Source organism: Variovorax sp. WS11, assembly GCF_010499245.1.
In the GTDB taxonomy this organism is placed as follows: Bacteria; Pseudomonadota; Gammaproteobacteria; order Burkholderiales; family Burkholderiaceae_C; genus Variovorax.
In genome coordinates this window covers 2,186,399-2,204,220 of the sequence record NZ_JAAGOW010000001.1, presented here as the reverse complement: position 1 = coordinate 2,204,220, position 17,822 = coordinate 2,186,399, and the positions used below count along the sequence as shown (strand labels likewise).

At 68.4% G+C, this 17,822-nt stretch carries 12 protein-coding genes and 2 pseudogenes; 6 read left to right on the top strand and 8 right to left on the bottom strand.

From position 1 onward, the window contains the following. Nucleotides 1-21: 21 nt before the first annotated feature. The 5 genes from GXN78_RS10865 to GXN78_RS10845 form a co-directional block, all read right to left on the bottom strand. Entirely contained in the window at nucleotides 22-1,041 is a 1,020-nt protein-coding gene (locus GXN78_RS10865; protein ID WP_106558901.1) for a tripartite tricarboxylate transporter substrate binding protein, read from the bottom strand. A gap of 103 nt (nucleotides 1,042-1,144) precedes the next feature. After that, on the bottom strand, nucleotides 1,145-2,773 hold the full coding sequence (locus tag GXN78_RS10860; RefSeq protein WP_106558902.1) for an MFS transporter: 1,629 nt from the start codon (nucleotides 2,771-2,773) through the stop codon (nucleotides 1,145-1,147). A gap of 30 nt (nucleotides 2,774-2,803) precedes the next feature. Further along, a complete protein-coding gene (locus tag GXN78_RS10855; protein ID WP_106558903.1) occupies nucleotides 2,804-3,571 on the bottom strand; it encodes an amino acid ABC transporter permease in 768 nt (255 codons plus the stop codon). A gap of 80 nt (nucleotides 3,572-3,651) precedes the next feature. Then, on the bottom strand, nucleotides 3,652-4,416 hold the full coding sequence (locus tag GXN78_RS10850; RefSeq protein ID WP_106558904.1) for a basic amino acid ABC transporter substrate-binding protein: 765 nt from the start codon (nucleotides 4,414-4,416) through the stop codon (nucleotides 3,652-3,654). Between the two features lie 37 nt (nucleotides 4,417-4,453). Next, on the bottom strand, nucleotides 4,454-4,942 hold the full coding sequence (locus tag GXN78_RS10845; protein ID WP_106558905.1) for an Lrp/AsnC family transcriptional regulator: 489 nt from the start codon (nucleotides 4,940-4,942) through the stop codon (nucleotides 4,454-4,456). 184 nt (nucleotides 4,943-5,126) lie between these two features. Between GXN78_RS10845 and GXN78_RS10840 the strand changes: the two genes are divergently transcribed. The 6 genes and pseudogenes from GXN78_RS10840 (at nucleotide 5,127) to GXN78_RS10820 (ending at nucleotide 14,724) form a co-directional block, all read left to right on the top strand. Next, on the top strand, nucleotides 5,127-8,732 hold the full coding sequence (locus GXN78_RS10840; protein WP_106558906.1) for an indolepyruvate ferredoxin oxidoreductase family protein: 3,606 nt from the start codon (nucleotides 5,127-5,129) through the stop codon (nucleotides 8,730-8,732). Between the two features lie 220 nt (nucleotides 8,733-8,952). Next, the gene (gene yajC, locus GXN78_RS10835) at nucleotides 8,953-9,285 is read left to right on the top strand and encodes a preprotein translocase subunit YajC (RefSeq protein ID WP_106558907.1); all 333 of its coding nucleotides are present in this window, start codon (nucleotides 8,953-8,955) and stop codon (nucleotides 9,283-9,285) included. Between the two features lie 47 nt (nucleotides 9,286-9,332). Continuing rightward, a complete protein-coding gene (gene secD, locus GXN78_RS10830; RefSeq protein ID WP_106558908.1) occupies nucleotides 9,333-11,213 on the top strand; it encodes a protein translocase subunit SecD in 1,881 nt (626 codons plus the stop codon). Between the two features lie 15 nt (nucleotides 11,214-11,228). Then, the gene (gene secF, locus GXN78_RS10825) at nucleotides 11,229-12,179 is read left to right on the top strand and encodes a protein translocase subunit SecF (RefSeq protein ID WP_106558909.1); all 951 of its coding nucleotides are present in this window, start codon (nucleotides 11,229-11,231) and stop codon (nucleotides 12,177-12,179) included. A gap of 131 nt (nucleotides 12,180-12,310) precedes the next feature. Next, nucleotides 12,311-12,913 (top strand): annotated as a pseudogene (locus GXN78_RS41910) (DUF1631 family protein); the annotation flags it as partial. Continuing rightward, nucleotides 12,814-14,724 carry a DUF1631 family protein gene (locus GXN78_RS10820; protein WP_275407582.1) on the top strand — a complete coding sequence of 637 codons (1,911 nt, stop codon included), beginning with the start codon at nucleotides 12,814-12,816 and terminating at the stop codon, nucleotides 14,722-14,724. The pseudogene GXN78_RS41910 and the gene GXN78_RS10820, both read left to right, overlap by 100 nt. A 9-nt stretch (nucleotides 14,725-14,733) precedes the next feature. Here GXN78_RS10820 and GXN78_RS10815 read toward each other — a convergent pair whose 3' ends face one another. The 3 genes and pseudogenes from GXN78_RS10815 to GXN78_RS10805 form a co-directional block, all read right to left on the bottom strand. Continuing rightward, the gene (locus GXN78_RS10815; protein WP_106560818.1) at nucleotides 14,734-15,243 is read right to left on the bottom strand and encodes a DUF494 domain-containing protein; all 510 of its coding nucleotides are present in this window, start codon (nucleotides 15,241-15,243) and stop codon (nucleotides 14,734-14,736) included. Nucleotides 15,244-15,312: 69 nt separating this feature from the next. Next, nucleotides 15,313-16,456, bottom strand: a pseudogene (gene dprA / locus GXN78_RS10810) (DNA-processing protein DprA). Nucleotides 16,457-16,474: 18 nt separating this feature from the next. Further along, nucleotides 16,475-17,692 carry a LysM peptidoglycan-binding domain-containing protein gene (locus tag GXN78_RS10805; protein ID WP_106560823.1) on the bottom strand — a complete coding sequence of 406 codons (1,218 nt, stop codon included), beginning with the start codon at nucleotides 17,690-17,692 and terminating at the stop codon, nucleotides 16,475-16,477. Nucleotides 17,693-17,822 lie beyond the last annotated feature (130 nt).

Here is a 17,822-nt window from a genome sequence, read left to right as displayed (position 1 = left end):
GGATGCTATGCGCGGACGACGTCAATCGGGCTTGATGTTGGCCCGGGTGATGACCTTCTTCCAGCGCGCCTGCTCGCCGGCGATGAACTTGGCGAACTGCTCGGGCGTGTCGCCTATCGCCTCGGCGGCGTCGCCCTTGAGCCGCTCCATCGCGGCCGGCGCCTTCACCGCCTTGATGGTTTCGCCCGACAGCTTGGCCAGATTCGCGGCCGAGAGGTTCGCCGGCGCGAGCAGGCCGTACCACTGCGTCATTTCGAAGCCGGGGAAGCCCTGCTCGGCCACGGTGGGCACTTCGGGCAGCTGCGGCAGCCGTGCCGACGAGCCGGTTGCAATGCAGCGCAGCTTGCCGGCCTTGATGAAAGGGAGGACCGCCGCCGCGCCGATCGCCGAGGCGTCGAGCCGCCCGGCCATCAGGTCGGTCAGCATCGGGCCGGTGCCGCGGTAGGGCACGTGCAGCATGAAGATGTTGGCCGTCATCTTGAGGTACTCGAAGGCGAGGTGGCCGGCGCTGCCGTTGCCGGCCGAACCGTAGCTGAGCTTGCCGGGTTTGCCCTGCGCATAGGCGATCAGCTCGCGCAGGTTCTTCGCCGGGACGTCGGGGTGCACGACGTACAGGCTGGGCACCTTGGCCAGCAGGCTGACCGGCTTGAAGTCCTTGTTGGCGTCGTAGGGCAGCTTGTCGAAGATGTAGGGGTTGACGGCCAGCGTGCCGATGTGGCCGAGGATCAGCGTGTGCTGGTCGTCGCTGCGCGCCACCTCGGCCATCGCGATGTTGCCGGCGGCGCCGGGCTTGTTCTCGACGAACACGTTCTGGCCCAGCGTGCGCGAGAGCTCGGCCGCGACCGAGCGCGCCACGATCTCCGAGCTGCCACCCGGCGCGAAGGGCACGACGAAGCGCACCGGCTTGCTCGGCCAGGCCGCCTGGGCCCGGGCGCCGTGCGGCCAGAGGGCGGTCAGGCTGAGGGCGCCCGTCAGGCCCAGCAGGCGGCGGCGCGTGGCGGCGGAAGCGGGCGCGGGCCCGGCGAGTTGCGGATCGTTCATGCTTGTCTCCATCGCTGTGGTTCGAAAGGCGCCCATGCTGCCGGCGACAAGCTTTCGGGAAGCTGTCAGCCCTAGGACGCCGGCAGCCCTTCCTCCAGCAGGATCAGCGCCGCACCACGTAGCGCGTCACCACCGGCAGCGTCTCGCCCTGGTGGAAGGCCAGGCGCCGGTCGCGCAGCGCCATGTCGGCGGCGGTGGCGCGGTGGAAGCGGCGCAGGTGCTCGGTCCAGGACTCGTCGACGACTTCCTCGATGTAGCGGCCCGGCTCGGCGATGTCGTGCAGCAGCTCCCAGCCGATCGCGCCTTGGCTCAGGCGGGTGCGGCGGGTCTGCTGCATCACCACGTGGAAGGCGGCGGCGCGCGCCGGGTCGATCAGGTATTCGACGGTGACCACCACGCGGCCGTCCTCGTCCGGCGCCTCGGCCGGCGGGCCCTTGACCCAGCCCTTGCGGGCGGGGGTGGTGTCGTCGTCCTCGCCGACGCCGTCGGTCACGTAGCGAAGCGCCAGCAGCATGAAGGCGGTGCCGCTGACCGCCGCGATGCTGAGGGTGATGGAAAGCGAGGAGAGCTCCGCCACCTGGCCCCAGATCGCCGCGCCGAAGGCGCTCGCGCCCATGATCGCCATCTGGTAGATGGACATGCCGCGGGCGCGCACCCAGTCGGGCAGCGCCAGCTGGGCCGAGACCGAGAGCGAGTTCGCGACCGTGATCCAGGCCATGCCGCCGACCACCATCGCCGGCACCGCGATCCAGGCGCTGGGCGCCACGGCCATCACGGCGGTGGCGGCGGACTGCAGCAGCGTGCCGCGGATCACCAACTGGTCGCGCGCCAGAGCCTGGCGCAGGCGCGGCAGGAACATCACCGCCACGATCGCGCCGGCGCCCATGGCGGCCAGCAACAGCGTGAAGGTGCCGGCCCCGCCGCCGCGCAGGTTGCGCGCGAGCAGCGGCAGGAGCGCCAGCAGCGCGGTCGAGTGCAGGAAGAAGATCGAGATGCGCGTGAGCACCGCGCGCATGCGCTGCGACTGGCGCACGAACTGCACGCCGACCCGCATCGCGCTGATCAGCCGCTCGCGGCCCAGCGGGTTCGGCTTGTGCTCGCGCCGCCACCGCAGCACGATGAAGCCCGAGACCACGCACAGTACCGCGTTGAGGCCGAAGACCCAGACCGTACCCGCGCTCGCGATCAGCGTGCCGGCCAGCAGCGGCCCGACGATGCGCGAGGCGTTCATCGCCAGCCCGTTGAGCCCGAGCGCCGCCGGCAGGTGGGTGCGCGGCACCAGCTCGGGCACGATGGCCGAGAACACCGGCCAGCGCAGTGCCAGGCCGATGCCGTTGGCGAAGGTCAGGGCCAGCAGGAGCGGCGCGCTCATGAGATCGAGGACCACGGCAGTGCACAGCACGATCGCGGCACCGGCCAGCCAGAACTGGGTGGCGACCAGCCAGCGCCGCCGGTCCAGGATGTCGGCCAGCGCGCCGCTGGGCAGTCCCAGGAGGAACACCGGCAGCGTGGAGGCCGACTGCACCAGCGCGACCCACATCGGCGAGGTGGTCAGCGAGGTCATCATCCAGGCCGCCGCCACGTCGTTCATCCACATGCAGATGTTGGCGACCAGCCAGGTGCTCCACAGCATGCGGAACACCGGCAGCTTGAGCGGCTCGAAGGGCCCGATGCGCGGCGGCTGCGCGCGCTTCGGGGCGACGGGGGTTTCCTCGGGCGAAATCGGTGGCATGTGCCGCTATTGTCCGGTCGCCGGCGGCCCTCAGCCGCGATCGCTACGTGCCAGCCGGTATTCGAGGCGGCGCAACAGGGTCGTGAGTGCCAGCGTCATGAACCAGTAGACCACGGAGATGGCCAGGTAGGGCTCCCAGTAGCGCGCGTAAGCGCCGGCCACGGTGCGGGCGGCGTAAGCCAGTTCGGCCAGGCCGATGGCCGAGACCAGCGAGGTGTCCTTGAGCAGCGCGATCGCGTTGTTGCCGAGCGGCGGCAGCATGCGCCGGAAGGCCTGCGGCAACACCACATAGCGCATCACCTGCGCATGGGTGAAGCCGAGCGAGCGGCCGGCATCGACCTGGCCGCGCGCGATCGACTGGATGCCGGCGCGGAACACCTCGGAGATGTAGGCGGCCGAGTTCAGCGTGAGGGCGACGATGCCGGAGATCAGGGCGCCGTGCTCCTGCTTCAGCGTGCGCGCGAGATCACCGGTCACGATGAGGCCGGTGGCTGGATGGATGAACAGCGGCATCACCGCGAAGTGGATCAGCAGGATCTGCACGAACAGCGGCGTGCCGCGGAAGAAGCTCACGTAGACGGTCGAGGGCCAACGCAGGAAAAAGCGCGCCATCCACGACCAGGGCGCGTGGCGTGCATTGGCCAGGCGGGCCAGCGCGAGGCACAGGCCCCAGCTGGCGCCAAGCAGCACGCACAGCACCGTCATGCGCAGCGTCATCCAGGCGCCTTCGATGAACAGGCTCTTGTATTCGAGCAGGATGTCGACCCGAAACCAGCCAAACCACACGATCGGTTCCATCGAACCCCTCCTCCAAAGTCGTTGTCAATGGAAAACGGCCGCGTGCGGCGGCCGTGATCCTCGTGCGCGAGCCGCCGGACTCAGCGTGCGCCGGGGTCCTTGTCGAACCACTTCTTGTAGATCGTGTTGTAGCTGCCGTCGGCTCGGATGGCCGCCAAGCCGGCGGCGAGCTTGTCCTGCAGCGCCTTGTCGCCCTTCTTCACCACGATGCCGAAGGCCTCTTCGGGGAAGGACTTGTCGTCAACGGTCTTGAGGGCCGGATTCTGGGCCACGCGATAGGCGATCACGCCGTTGTCGCCGACGGCCGCGTCGACGCCGCCGCCGGCCAGCTCGGAGATGATCAGCGGCGTGCTCTCGAAGCGGCGCAGGTTGGGATTGGTCTTGCCGAACTCGCGCGAAACCACGTCGTCGGCGGTCGAGGCATTGACCACGGCGATCTTCTTGCCGGCCAGGTCCTTCAGCGAGGTCACGCTGCTGGCCTTGGGCACCGCGATCAACTGCTTGGCCGCGAAGTAGGGCGGCGAGAAGTCATAGCTCTGCTTGCGCTTGTCGTTGATGGTGACGCCCGAGATGATCAGGTCCACGTCGCCGTTGTTGAGCGCCGCGAAGATGCCGCTCCAGGGCGTGTTGACCAGCTTGATCTTCAGGCCCTGATTCTTGGCGATGGCGTTGATGATGTCGATGTCGAAGCCGACGATCTGCTTGTCCTTGTTCTCGAAGGCGAAAGGCGCGTAGGTGGCGCTGGAGGCCACGGTCAGTTCGCGGTTCTGCGCATTCGCGCCGAGGGCGAGCGCGGCGGCGAACAGGCCGAGCGAGAAGGAGAGCGTGCGGCGGAAACGGTTCATTCTTGATGTCCTTCTGGGCTGGCAGGGGTCGCCGATTCTAGGTCTTGGTCTTCTTCGCCAGATGGCCCAGCGGCAGCGCGCGGCTGGCCTTGACCTCGCCGAGCGAGAAGCTGGTGTGCAGGTCCTTCACGTTGGGCAGATGCATCAGGCTGTTGAGCGCGAAGCGCGAAAAACCGTCCAGGTCCTCGGCCACCACCTGCAGCTCGAACATGCCGGTGCCGCTGATGTAGTGGCAGGCCACCACCTCGGGCAGCTTGCGGATCGCCTCCTCGATCTTGCGCGTGACCTCGCCGGTGGCGCGATCGGTGTCCAGGCGCACGAAGGCCAGCACGCCCAGGCCGATCTTGTGGCGATCGATCTCGGCGTGGTAGCCGCGGATGTAGCCGGCTGCCTCCAGCGCGCGCACCCGGCGCCAGCATGGTGCGGCCGACAGGCCCACGCGCTGCGCCAGCTCGGCGTTGGTGAGCCGCGCATCGGCCTGCAGTTCTTGCAGGATGGCGAGGTCGAACTTGTCAATGCTTTCCATAGGAGGGCATCTTAAGCAAGATCCTTTCAAAAAGGGGGCTTGAATGGGCAAAGAACGCAAACACCTATCAAGGCGCCAGGCATACACTTTGCGAGCATGATGGCTGCGGGGAGTGTTCCTACCCGATCGCCTCGCCCCCCACCAACCGCCACGCCCACAAGGCACAGCCACGGAGACAACGACGATGAACGCACCGCTGCCAGAGCACATTCGCAAGGCACTCGAAACGGTCACGCTCGACGACAAATATTCACTGGACTACGGCCGCGCCTTCATGAGCGGCGTCCAGGCCCTGGTCAAGCTGCCGATGCTGCAGCGCCTGCGCGACCAGCAGGCCGGCAAGAACACGGCAGGCTTCATCAGCGGCTACCGCGGCTCGCCGCTCGGCGGCTACGACCAGGCGCTGTGGAAGGCCAGCAAGTACCTGAAGGAACAGCACATCGTCTTCCAGCCGGGCGTGAACGAGGAGCTCGCCGCGACCGCGCTATGGGGCACGCAGCAGCTGGGCTTCGCGCCGCCGGGCACCAACAAGTACGACGGCGTGTTCGGCATCTGGTATGGCAAGGGGCCGGGCGTGGACCGCTGCTCCGACGTCTTCAAGCACGCCAACATGGCCGGCACCACGCCCTGGGGCGGCGTGATCGCGGTGGCCGGCGACGACCACATCTCCAAGAGCTCGACCGCGGCGCACCAGAGCGACCACATCTTCAAGGCCTGCGGCACGCCGGTCTTCTTCCCGACCAACGTGCAGGAGATCCTGGACCTCGGCATCCACGCCTTCGCCATGAGCCGCTTCGCCGGCATCTGGTCGGGCATGAAGACGATCCAGGAGATCGTCGAGTCGAGCGCCACCGCGATGATCGACCCCGAGCGCGTCGAGATCGTGATGCCCACCGATTTCCAGATGCCGCCCGGCGGCCTGCACATCCGCTGGCCGGACCACGCGCTGGAGCAGGAAGCGCGGCTCATGCACTACAAGTGGTATGCCGCGCTGGCCTACATCCGCGCCAACCGGCTCAACCACAACGTGATCGAAGGGCCCCACGACCGCTTCGGCATCATGGCCAGCGGCAAGGCCTACAACGACACCCGCCAGGCCCTGATCGACCTGGGCCTCGACGACGCCGCCTGCCGCCAGCTGGGCATCCGGCTGCACAAGGTGGCGGTGGTGTGGCCGCTCGAAGCGCAGCTCACGCGCGACTTCGCCACCGGCCTGCAGGAGATCCTGGTGGTGGAGGAAAAGCGCCAGGTCATCGAGTATCAGCTCAAGGAAGAGCTCTACAACTGGCGCGCCGACGTGCGGCCCAACGTGGTCGGCAAGTTCGACGAGGGCGAGGTGCATGAGGCCGAGGGCTATTCGGGCGGCGAATGGTCGATGCCCAATCCGACGGCGCACACGCTGCTGCGTGCCAACGCCGACCTGAACCCGGCGCTGATCGCCAAGGCCATCGCCAAACGGCTGAAGACGACTGGCATCTTGGCTGCGGCCGGCGCGGACATGGCGGCGCGCATCGACGCCCAGCTCGCCATCCTCGAGGCCAAGGAGCGCGCGATGGCGGCGCCGCAGACCGTCGGCGTAGCCGATGCCGCGCGCCAGCCCTGGTTCTGCTCCGGCTGCCCGCATAACACCAGCACCGTGGTGCCGGAGGGCTCGCGCGCGATGGGCGGCATCGGCTGCCACTTCATGGCGACCTGGATGGACCGCTCCACGATCGGCTTCACGCAGATGGGCGGCGAGGGCGTGCCATGGGTGGGCCAGCAGCCCTTCACGACCGATCCGCACATCTTCGCCAACCTCGGCGACGGCACCTACTTCCACAGCGGTCTGCTGGCGATCCGCCAGAGCATCGCGGCCGGCGTCAACATCACCTACAAGATCCTCTACAACGACGCCGTCGCCATGACCGGCGGCCAGCAGGTCGGCGAGCGGCCCGAGGGCCACTCGGTGCTGCAGATCGCGGAGAGCCTGCATGCCGAGGGCGCGGTCAAGGTTGTGATCGTGACCGACGAGCCCGAGAAGTACGAGGGCGTGAACGTGCCCGGCCAGGACGTGAAGGTGCGCCACCGCGACGAGCTGGACGAGATCCAGCGCGAGTTCCGGGCGATCAAGGGCACGACCGCCATCATCTACGACCAGACCTGCGCCACCGAGAAGCGCCGCCGCCGCAAGCGCGGCACGGCGGTCGATCCGGCCAAGCGCGTCGTCATCAACGAGCTGGTCTGCGAGGGCTGCGGCGACTGCAGCGTGAAGAGCAACTGCCTGTCGGTGGAGCCGCTGGAGACCGAGTTCGGCCGCAAGCGCACGATCAACCAGAGCACCTGCAACAAGGACATGAGCTGCCTCAAGGGCTTCTGCCCCAGCTTTGTCACGGTGGAAGGCGGGCAGCTCAAGAAGAAGGCGAAGAACAAGGCGTCCACGCCGGCCGAACTGGGCGCACTGCCCGATCCGGCGCTGCCTTCGCTGGCCGGCGGCAACGTCTGGGGCATCGTGGTCGCCGGCGTCGGCGGGACCGGCGTGATCACCATCGGCCAGCTGCTGGGCATGGCGGCCCACATCGAGGGCAAGGGCATCGTCACCCAGGATGCGGCGGGCCTGGCGCAGAAGGGCGGCGCGACCTGGAGCCATGTGCTGATCGGCGACACCCAGGACGATATTCGCACCACCCGCGTGGGCACGGCCGCGGCGGACCTGGTGCTGGCCTGCGACCCGCTGGTCAGCGTCAACGCCGAGACCATGGCGCGCATGCGCGAGGGCCGCACGCACGTGGCGCTCAGCAGCCACAGCACCCCCACTGCGTCCTTCGTGCGCAACGCCAACTGGCAGAACCCGCAGGAGGCCTGTGCCGCCGAGATCGCGCGCGCCGTCGGGACCGCGGGGCTGGGCGCCTTCGACGCCGATGCCGCCGCGACCTCGCTGATGGGCGACACCATCTACGTCAATCCGATGATCCTGGGCTATGCCTGGCAGAAGGGCTGGATCCCGCTCGAGCATGCTTCGCTGATGCGCGCCATCGAGCTCAATGCGGTCGCGATCGACAACAACAAGGCCGCCTTCGAATGGGGCCGTCAGGCGGCGCAGCGGCCGGAAGATTTGCGCAAGCGCGTCTCGCCCGGACAGGTCGTCGAGTTCAAGAAGCGTGACACGGTCGAGAGCCTGGTGGCGCGCCGCGTCGAGTTCCTCACGGCTTACCAGAACGTCGCCTATGCCGGGCAGTACAAGGCCTTCGTCGCCAAGGTGCAGCAGGCCGAGGCGGCGCTGGGCAAGACCAGCCTGGCCGAGACGGTGGCGCGCTACCTGTTCAAGCTGATGGCTTACAAGGACGAGTACGAGGTCGCGCGCCTGCACAGCGACCGCAGCTTCCTCGATCGCGTCGAAGGCATGTTCGAGGGCGACTACAAGCTCAACTATCACCTCGCTCCGCCGATCATTGCCCACCGCAATGCCAAGGGCGAGCTGCAGAAGCAGAAGTTCGGCCCGGCGATGCTGACCGGCTTCCGCCTGCTCGCGAAGCTCAAGGGCCTGCGCGGCACGGCGCTCGATCCCTTCGGCCGCACCGAGGAACGCAAGACCGAGCGCGCGCTGATCGGCGAGTACCGCGCGAGCATCGAGGAGCTGCTGTCCGGCTTGAATGCCGGCAATCATGCGCTGGCCCTGGAGATCGCGAGCCTGCCCGAGCAGATCCGCGGCTATGGCCATGTGAAGGAGCGCAACCTCAAGGCGGCGCGCACCCGCTGGGCCGACCTGATGGCCAAGTGGCGCGACCCACAGGGCGCCCGAGCGGCAGCCTGAGCTCCCGCCGGGGCCGTCCGGCGCGGCGGCCCTGAAAGCCCTGCCCGGCCTGCCGGCTTAGCGCCGGCGGGCCGGACGCCGCCGAATACAATGCGCGATGCTGTGCGGGGCCCGGCCCCGCTTTAGTGCGCCTGTTCCATGGCCCGTGCCATGCGCTGCGCGGAACCGCGAACCCCGCCGGGGTGCGCGCTCATACCTTCCTCTCTTGCTGGAGACTCCCTTGTTCATTTCCTCCGCTTTCGCCCAGACCGCGCCCGCTGCTGCCGGTGGTGGCGACATGATGTCCTCTCTCGGCAGCATGCTGCCGCTGGTGTTGATGTTCGTGGTGCTGTACTTCGTGATGATCCGTCCGCAGATGAAGCGCCAGAAGGAGGCGCGCACCATGATCGAGGCGCTGGCCAAGGGCGACGAGGTTGCGACCGCCGGCGGCCTGCTCGGCAAGATCACGCAGATCGGCGAGCAGTACCTGACGGTCGAGATCGCCAAGGGCGTCGAGGTGCAGCTGCAGCGCAGCGCGGTCGTGCAAGTGCTGCCCAAGGGCGCGATTAAGTAGGGCGATAACGCGGGTGCTGCGCATCCGCGTCCTTCGAGGTTGACTAGATGAACCGTTACCCGGTCTGGAAGTACGCGATCATCGTCGTCGTGCTGCTCGTGGGGCTGATCTACGCCCTGCCCAATTTCTTCGGCGAGGCGCCTGCAGTGCAGGTGTCTTCGGGCAAGTCGTCCGTCAAGATCGACGCCGGCACCCAGAGCCGCGTGGCGGAAGCGCTGAAGGCGGCCGGCCTCGCGCCGGACCTGATCACGCTCGACGCCAACTCGGTACGGGCGCGCTTCGCCACCACCGACGACCAGCTCAAAGCGCGCGACGTGCTGCAGCGCACGCTGGTGCCTGACCCGAACGATCCGCCCTACGTGGTGGCCCTCAATTTGGTGTCGCGCTCGCCGTCCTGGCTGGCCGCGCTGCGCGCCTACCCCATGTACCTGGGCCTGGACCTGCGCGGCGGCGTGGACTTCCTGCTGCAGGTCGACATGAAGGGCGCCATCGACAAGAAGGCCGAATCCTTCGCCAACGACCTGCGCTCGGGCCTGCGCGACAAGAACGTCCGCGGCGCCGCGGTCACGCGCAACGGCCAGACCATCGAGGTGCGCTTCCGCGACGCCGCCGCCCTGGAGGCGACCAAGGCACTGATCCAGGACCAGTTCACCGACCTGGCGACCACCGACAGCCAGGAAGGCAACGAGTGGCGCCTCACGGCCACCATCAAGCCCGAGGCGGCGCGCCGGCTGCAGGATGCCGCGCTCAAGCAGAACATCACCACGCTGCACAACCGGATCAACGAACTGGGCGTGGCCGAGCCCGTGATCCAGCAGCAGGGCCTGGACCGCATCGTGGTGCAGCTGCCGGGCGTGCAGGACGTGGCCAAGGCCAAGGACATCCTGGGCCGCACCGCCACCCTCGAGATGCGCCTGGTGGACGAGTCCGCCGAGGGCCGCGCGGCCGAGACCGGCAGCGGCCCGGTGCCCTTCGGCTCCGAGAAATTCCTCGACCGCGAAGGCCGCACCGTCATCGTCAAGAAGCAGGTGCTGGTGACCGGCGAGAACCTGACCGACGCCCAACCCGGCTTCGACTCCCAGACCCAGCAGCCCAAGGTCGACCTGACCATGGACGCCAAGGGCGGCCGCATCATGCGCGACGTCAGCCGCGAGAACTTCCGCAAGCGCATGGCGATGCTGATCTTCGAGAAGGGCAAGGGCGAGGTGCTGACGGCCCCGTCGATCAACGGCGAGCTGGGCAACCGCTTCCAGATCTCGGGCTCGATGAACGTGGTGGAGGCCAACGACCTCGCGCTGCTGCTGCGCGCCGGCTCGCTGGCCGCGCCGATGGAGATCATCCAGGAGCGCACCATCGGCCCCAGCCTGGGCGCCGACAACATCCAGAAGGGCTTCGACAGCGTGATGTACGGCTTCGCCGCGATCATGGTGTTCATGTGCGTGTACTACATGCTGTTCGGCCTGTTCTCGTCGATCGCGCTGGCAGTCAACCTGCTGCTGCTGGTGGCCATCCTGTCGATGCTGCAGGCCACGCTCACGCTGCCCGGCATCGCGGCCATGGCGCTGGCGATCGGTGTGGCCATCGACTCGAACGTGCTGATCAACGAACGCGTGCGCGAGGAGCTGCGCAACGGCGCCTCGCCGCAGGCCGCCATCCACGCGGGCTACGACCGCGCCTGGGGCACCATCCTGGACTCCAACGTCACCACCCTGATCGCCGGCATCGCGCTGCTGGCCTTCGGCTCCGGGCCGGTGCGCGGTTTCGCGGTGGTGCACTGCATCGGCATCGTTACCTCCATGTTCTCGGCCGTGTTCTTCTCGCGCGGCCTGGTGAACCTCTGGTACGGCCGCAAGAAGAAGCTCAAGAGCCTGTCCATCGGCACAGTCTGGAAGCCGGACGCCGACAAGGCCGCGGCCGGCGCCAAGTAAGGGAGCACAAGAAACATGGAGTTCTTCCGAATCCACCGCACGATCCCGTTCATGCGCTACGCGCTGGTGCTGAACGCGATCTCCGTCCTCACCTTCCTGCTGGCGGTCTTCTTCCTGTTCCACCGCGGGCTGCACCTGTCGGTGGAGTTCACCGGCGGCACCGTCATGGAGGTCGCCTATCAGCAGTCGGTCGACGTCGGCAAGGTGCGCGAGACCATCGCCAAGCTCGGCTATGCCGACGTGCAGGTGCAGAACTACGGCACCTCGCGCGACGTCCAGATCCGCCTGCCGGTGCAGAAGGGCCAGACCTCGGCCCAGCAGAGCGAGCAGGTGATGGCGGCGCTCAAGGCGGTCGACGCCAGCGCCAACCTGCGCGGCAACGAGTTCGTCGGCCCGCAGGTGGGCGAGGAGCTCACCACCAACGGCCTCAAGGCGCTGGGCATGGTGGTGGTCGGCATCATGATCTACCTGGCCTTCCGCTTCGAGTGGAAGTTTGCGCTGGCCACGGTTCTGGCCAACCTGCACGACGTGATCATCATCCTGGGCTTCTTCGCCTTCTTCCAGTGGGAGTTCTCGCTGGCGGTGCTGGCGGCGGTGCTGGCGGTGCTGGGCTACTCGGTCAACGAGTCGGTCGTGATTTTCGACCGGGTGCGCGAGAACTTCCGGCGCTACCGCAAGATGTCGACCCGCGAGGTGATCGACAACGCCATTACTTCCACCATCAGCCGCACCATCATCACCCACGGCTCCACCCAGCTGGTGGTGTTGTCGATGTTCTTCTTCGGCGGCCCGACGCTGCACTACTTCGCGCTGGCCCTGACCATCGGCATCCTGTTCGGCATCTATTCATCCGCCTTCGTCGCGGCGGCGATCGCGATGTGGCTGGGCGTGAAGCGCGAGGACCTGGTCAAGGCAACCCCCAAGCAGGGCGATCCGGACGATCCGAACGCCGGCGCCACGGTGTGAACGGCACGGGGCTTGCCCCTGCCGCTGCGGATTCGGGTTGCCGAGCAGCATCCGGTACCCTTGTGCGGTTACGCTTCGCGATGCAAGCTCGGACTTGTTGAAACGTATTAATTGCCGTCCTCGCCCTTCCCATGATCTCGCGGTCCCCCGCCTCCTCCCAGCAGCTCGCCCGCGAGACCCGTGAGCGCTTCGTCGCCGCCACCGAAGGAGCGATCGTCCCGGTCGCCAATGCAGTGCGCGAACGTCTCGCGGCGCTGGCCGGGATGACCGCCAGCGCGCGCGACATGCAGCAGCATCGCGACGACTACCTGGCCTTTCAGGCCCAGGGCTCCAACTGGGTGCCGATGTCGCGGACCGCGTGGCGCAAGGCGCTGGGGGGCAGCACGCAAGGCGGCCCAACGGGTGGCCTGCGCCTGGAGCTGATCGGCGACGAGGTGGTGGAGACCAGCATCCTGTCCTCTCGCCTGGCGCAGTCGATCCAGGACAAGGCCCAGTTCGAGCTCAACGACCTGCGCCTGCGGATCCAGCACCTGGAGGGCACTGCCGAGCTTGACGCCAAGGACGTGCTCAAGCCCGAGGCGCTGGCCCGGACCCTGGTCGACCAGTGGCTGGCCGTGGGCCTGAGCCGCGAGACCTGGGCCCGGGTGCAGGACATCGTCCAGCAGCGCCTGGTCGAGGTGGTCGTCGCAGCCTACAAGGATGCCAATGCCTTCCTGATCGAGCGCGGGGTGATGCCCGAGATCGACCTCAAGAGCTTTGTCAAGCGCACCGGCAGCGTCAATTCGGCGCCAGCGGCGCTGGGCGGCAGCTTCGCGCACGCCTCGCAGGCCGGCACCACCCTGCCCGGCGTCGGCGGCGCGGCCCGCGCCATGCCGGGCGGCTTCGGCGCGCCGCCGGGCAGTTTTGCGCCAGCGGCGATCGGCGTCGGCCGCGGGCCGGGCCAGGTGGGCGGCGACACCCTGGTCGCCACCGGCGGCTCCCCGCTGGTGTTGGCACGCCAGCGCGCCCAGGGCGTGCTGCTCAATCTCAAGCGCTTCGTGACGGCCCGGATCGGCGGCGACCTGAGGCACTGCTCGCCGGGGCCTGCCCGGCGGCCGCCGCCAGGGCGGAGAAGAAGAACTGGTTCGGAGGCGGTGGCTTCTTCCAGTCGGCGTCGGGCGCGCCGGCCTTCGCCGCGGCCATTGCCGACGCCGAGGCGGCCTACCAGGTGATGGCCTCGCAGTACGTGGTCGGCGACGAGGCAACGGCCATCCATCAGACCGCCGCCGAGTTGCGCCGACGCACCAGCGAGCTCAAGAAGAAGGCGCCGACCACGGCCGACAAGGCCACGGTCGAGATCGTGGCGCTGATGTTCCAGGCCATCCTGGCCGAGGAGCGCATCCCTTTCTCGGCGCGCGTGTGGTTCGCGCGCCTGCAGATGCCGGTGCTGCGGGTGGCGATTGCCGAGCCGGAGTTCTTCGGCACGCTGCAGCACCCGGCGCGGATGCTGATCGACCGCATGGGTTCCTGCGTGATGGGCTTCGATGCCGCCGCCATCTCGGGCAGCGCGCTCGAGGGCGAGATCCGGCGCGTGGTGCAGGTGATCGAGCAGTACCCCGAGACCGGCCAGCGCGTCTTCAAGCTGGTGTTCGACGAATTCGTCGCCTTCCTGAACAAGTACCTGACGCAGAGCGACGCCACCCAGCGTCTGATGAGCGTGGCGCAGCAGGTCGAGCAGAAGGAGACGATGGCGATCCAGTACACCATCGAGCTGCGCAAGATGCTCAACGACATGCCGGTGCGCGAGGAGATCCGCGAGTTCTTGTTCAAGATCTGGGCGGAAGTGCTGGCCATCGCCGCCCTGCGCTACGGTGCCCAGGACGAGCAGACCGTCACCCTTAAGCGCGCGGCCTCCGACCTGGTGTGGGCCGCCAGCGCCAAGCCCAACCGCAACGACCGCGCCCGCGTGATCCAGGACCTGCCCCAGCTGCTGCAGCGCCTGCGCCAGGGCATGAGCCTGCTGGGCATCGAGGGCGAGCCGCAGGAGGCGCAGATCAAGACCATCGGGTCGACGCTTTCCGATGCCTTCCTCTCCAAGACCGAGGCCATCCCGCCGGCCAAGATCGAGGCCATGGCCAAGCGCCTGGCCAACCTCGAGGACTTCGTCACCGACGAGGGCGATGCCACCGACCTCCCGCTGGACGCCGCCAGCATCGAGCTTCTGCTCGGAGTGGATGCCGCCTCGCTCGAGATCGTGCCCGACACCGGCAACAAGGTCGGCGAGGACATGCTCCAGTGGGCGCACGAGCTGCAGGTGGGCACCTGGTTCATGCTCGACCACAACGACCGGGTGAGCCAGGTCCAGTTCGTCTGGCGCAGCGAGCGCAAGCAATTGCACCTGTTCGCCTCCAGCGATGGGCGCAGCTTCCTGATTCAGGTGGGGCGGCTGGCTTCCTACCTGCAGGCGGGGCTGCTGGTGCCGGCCGAGGAAGAGACGCTCACGGTGCGCGCCACCCGCGAGGCGCTGGCCAAGCTGGACGCGAATCCCGAACGCCTCTTGAACTGAGCGCGGGGCTCAGTGCGCGACGCGATTCAGGGTGTCATCGCAGAGCTCATCCAGCACCAGCGCATCGGGCTCGATGCCGGTGCTCCAGTGGACCATCAGCACGATGATCTTGAGCTCGTCCAACTCCAACGGATCGCCCGTGGTGGCCATCGCGCGCTCGACCACGATCTCGCGCAGGCCGGCCGGCAGCACGCCCGAGGACTCGAGGAAGCTGATGAAGCCCAGGCACTCTGCGCCCAGGTGCTCTTGCTCGGCCCTCGAGTAGACACGCATCGACCCGGGTGATTGGGGCAGCGCGGTTGGGCCTTCCAGGCCCACCGTGGCGCTGGTGCCGTCGGCATGGCGAGTGAGGTGGATGCCTTGCGTGGCGAGGCTCAAGCCGTCGAGCCAGTGCAGGGCGTCGCGGATCTCCTGCGGGTCGAAGCCCTGTGCGCTGAGCTTGCGGCCCAGCTGGCCGGACTCGGGGCAGGCATCGCCGCGCCAATAGTTTTCGTACACGTACACGAGCACTTCGAACATGGGCCCAATATAGCCCAGCTCGGCGTCGGTGCGGTTGCGTTGTCGGAATGCAGTGCCGGAGCGACGCACTCAGCCTTGGGCGATTTGCTGAAACAGGCCGCCGGGCAGCCGGGCCACGCAACCGGCCAGCTCCAGCTCCAACAGCTGAACCTGCAGCGCGGCGACCGGATGGCCGGTGCGCGCGCACAGCGCGTCCAGGCTCACCGGGTCGTGGCCCATGGCCTGCAGCAGGCCTCCGGAGGGCGAGGCGGGCTCGTTCTGCGGAGCTGGCGCTGGCGCGGGCGGAGGGGCGGCCGCATCGAAGCGCAGCTCCTCGAGCACATCGCTCACCGTCTCGACCAGCTTGGCGCCCTGGCGGATCAGGGCGTGGCAGCCGCGCGACTGCGGCGAATGGATGGATCCGGGGATGGCGAACACCTCCCTGCCCTGCTCGCTGGCGAGCCGTGCGGTGATCAGCGAACCCGACTGCAGCGCCGCCTCCACCACCAGCGTGCCGCGCGACAGGCCGGCGATGATGCGGTTGCGCTTTGGGAAATTCTGGTTGAGCGGCGGCGTGCCCAGCGGGAACTCGCTCACGATCAGCCCGCGCTCGGCGATGCGCTGCGCGAGCGCGCGGTGCCGGGCGGGGTAGACGCGGTCCAGCCCCGTGCCGACCACCGCCACCGTCGACGGCCAGAGCGGGTCGATTGCGGCATCCAGCGCGCCTTCGTGGGCCGCGCCGTCGATGCCCAGCGCCAGCCCCGACACCACCGCGATCCCAGCCTCGCCGAAGGCCCGTGCGAAGGCGCGCGCGTTCGAGACGCCCTGCGGCGTGGGGTTGCGGCTGCCCACCATCGCGACGCTGCGCGCCAACTGCGCGAGCTCGAGCCGGCGCCGGCCCGATCAGGTAGAGCATCAAGGGCGGATCGGCCATCTCGAGCAGAGAGGCCGGATAGGCAGCGTCCCCCAGCGTGAGGATGCGGTGCGTCGCGCCCTGCGGCTCGATGCCCTGAAGCCATTCGAAGGTGCGGTCGAGCAGGGCGCCGAGCTCGTCCGGCGGCTGCAGCAAGGCGTTGGCCTGCGCTTCGGGCACGATCTGCCGGAGCGCCCCGGCCGGTTGCGCGAAGACCTCCGAGGGAAGGCCGAAGGCCGCCAGCAGTCTGCGCGCGGCCGTGTTGCCGATGGCCGGCGTCAGCGTGAGCCGCAGCCAGCCTGCGAGTTCGTCACGTTCCACGCGACGGTCGGGCCGGCGTCAGGGGTTGATCAGCAGGTCGCCGATGCGGGGTGCGTCGTTGATCTCGAGCACCAGCGCGTAGGAGACCCGCTCGAAGGGACGGAACACCATCAGAAGGCCGATGCGCTCGTTCGGCAGCTTCAGCATCTCCTTGGCGGCCCCGGTCTTGTCGATGATGGTGTCGCCGTTCTTGAGGATGGCCAGCACATGGCCGTTCTCGATGCCGTCGATGGTGCCCTTGTTGATGGCGACCACCTGGTTCTGGGCCGCGAACTGCACCGCGTTGCCGTAGACCGAGACGATGCGGCCGTCGGCGATGGTGTGCGCCGGAGCGCGCGGCACGTAGCTCAGCAGCTGGCGCGGCGGCTCGGGCAGCAGGCGGTCGCCGGCTCGGATCTCCTCGCGGGCGGCGCTGATGTCGATGGTGGCCGGCACCGGATACACGACCTCCTTGCCCTCCACCTCTTCCTTGACGCTCGATTCGCCGCGCTGCAGCTGGGCCTTGCCCACGTATTGCGCCTCGTAGCCGAGGATCTCGCCCGTGCCCGGGTCCTTCAGCGGGGTCGCGTTGCGGAAGACGCGGTAGGTCCGGATCGGGCCGGGCGCTTCCATCAGCGGCGCGTTGGGTTCGCCGCGCGCATAGGCTCGGTCGCCGCGCGCCAGCACCACGCGGCTGTCGTTGCCGGCCACGATGCGTGGCGCGATCGCCAGCGTCTCGGCGTCGACCACCACCGGCTCGGCAAGGAAGGGCTCGATCACGCTGGGGTTCAGCGTGGGAAGCGCCATGTCCGACAGGGACTCGTAACGCGTGCGCGGGGACAGCTTGATGGTGCCGCCCTCCGGCATGCCGCTGCCGCCGCGGCGCAGCGCCAGGCGGGCGCGGCCGCCGCTCTTGTCGAGATAGAGCACCTGCCCGGGGTAGATGCGGTGCGGGTTCTGGATCTCGCCCATGTTCATGCCCCACAGCTCGGGCCAGCGCCAGGGGCTGCGCAGGAAGAGACGGGAGATGGCCCACAGCGTGTCGCGCGGCTTGACCGTGTACTCGTCGGGGGCGTTCGGCGCCAGCTCGGACAGCGGGACGCCGGCCTGCGCGGTCTGCTGCGCGGTGCCGCGCTGCTGAGGCGTGACGGGATAGTTCTGCGCCTGCGCCGTTGCGCCCAGGCCCGCCATGGCGATCGCCGCCAGCGTGGCGAGAAGGTTCGGACGCAGGCGGTTGTTGATGCGATGTTTCTTCATGGTCGGATGGTGTGCGCGCACGGGGCCCGGGAGGGCGTACGAATACTCACAATTTGAAACCAATTTTGCGCTGAAGCCCTTGATCGGGCAACGTTTATCAAGTCGCGGGACCTCTGGGCGTCGCGGAAAT

What these genes read in the sequence shown, in the direction of transcription:
- GXN78_RS10845 (WP_106558905.1), bottom strand. Translation starts at nt 4,942, where the DNA reads ATGGAAAGCATTGACAAGTTCGACCTCGCCATCCTGCAAGAACTGCAG.
- GXN78_RS10840 (WP_106558906.1), top strand. Translation starts at nt 5,127, where the DNA reads ATGAACGCACCGCTGCCAGAGCACATTCGCAAGGCACTCGAAACGGTC.
- GXN78_RS10855 (WP_106558903.1), bottom strand. Translation starts at nt 3,571, where the DNA reads ATGGAACCGATCGTGTGGTTTGGCTGGTTTCGGGTCGACATCCTGCTC.
- secF (WP_106558909.1), top strand. Translation starts at nt 11,229, where the DNA reads ATGGAGTTCTTCCGAATCCACCGCACGATCCCGTTCATGCGCTACGCG.
- GXN78_RS10815 (WP_106560818.1), bottom strand. Translation starts at nt 15,243, where the DNA reads ATGTTCGAAGTGCTCGTGTACGTGTACGAAAACTATTGGCGCGGCGAT.
- GXN78_RS10805 (WP_106560823.1), bottom strand. Translation starts at nt 17,692, where the DNA reads ATGAAGAAACATCGCATCAACAACCGCCTGCGTCCGAACCTTCTCGCC.
- GXN78_RS10865 (WP_106558901.1), bottom strand. Translation starts at nt 1,041, where the DNA reads ATGAACGATCCGCAACTCGCCGGGCCCGCGCCCGCTTCCGCCGCCACG.
- secD (WP_106558908.1), top strand. Translation starts at nt 9,333, where the DNA reads ATGAACCGTTACCCGGTCTGGAAGTACGCGATCATCGTCGTCGTGCTG.
- GXN78_RS10860 (WP_106558902.1), bottom strand. Translation starts at nt 2,773, where the DNA reads ATGCCACCGATTTCGCCCGAGGAAACCCCCGTCGCCCCGAAGCGCGCG.
- GXN78_RS10850 (WP_106558904.1), bottom strand. Translation starts at nt 4,416, where the DNA reads ATGAACCGTTTCCGCCGCACGCTCTCCTTCTCGCTCGGCCTGTTCGCC.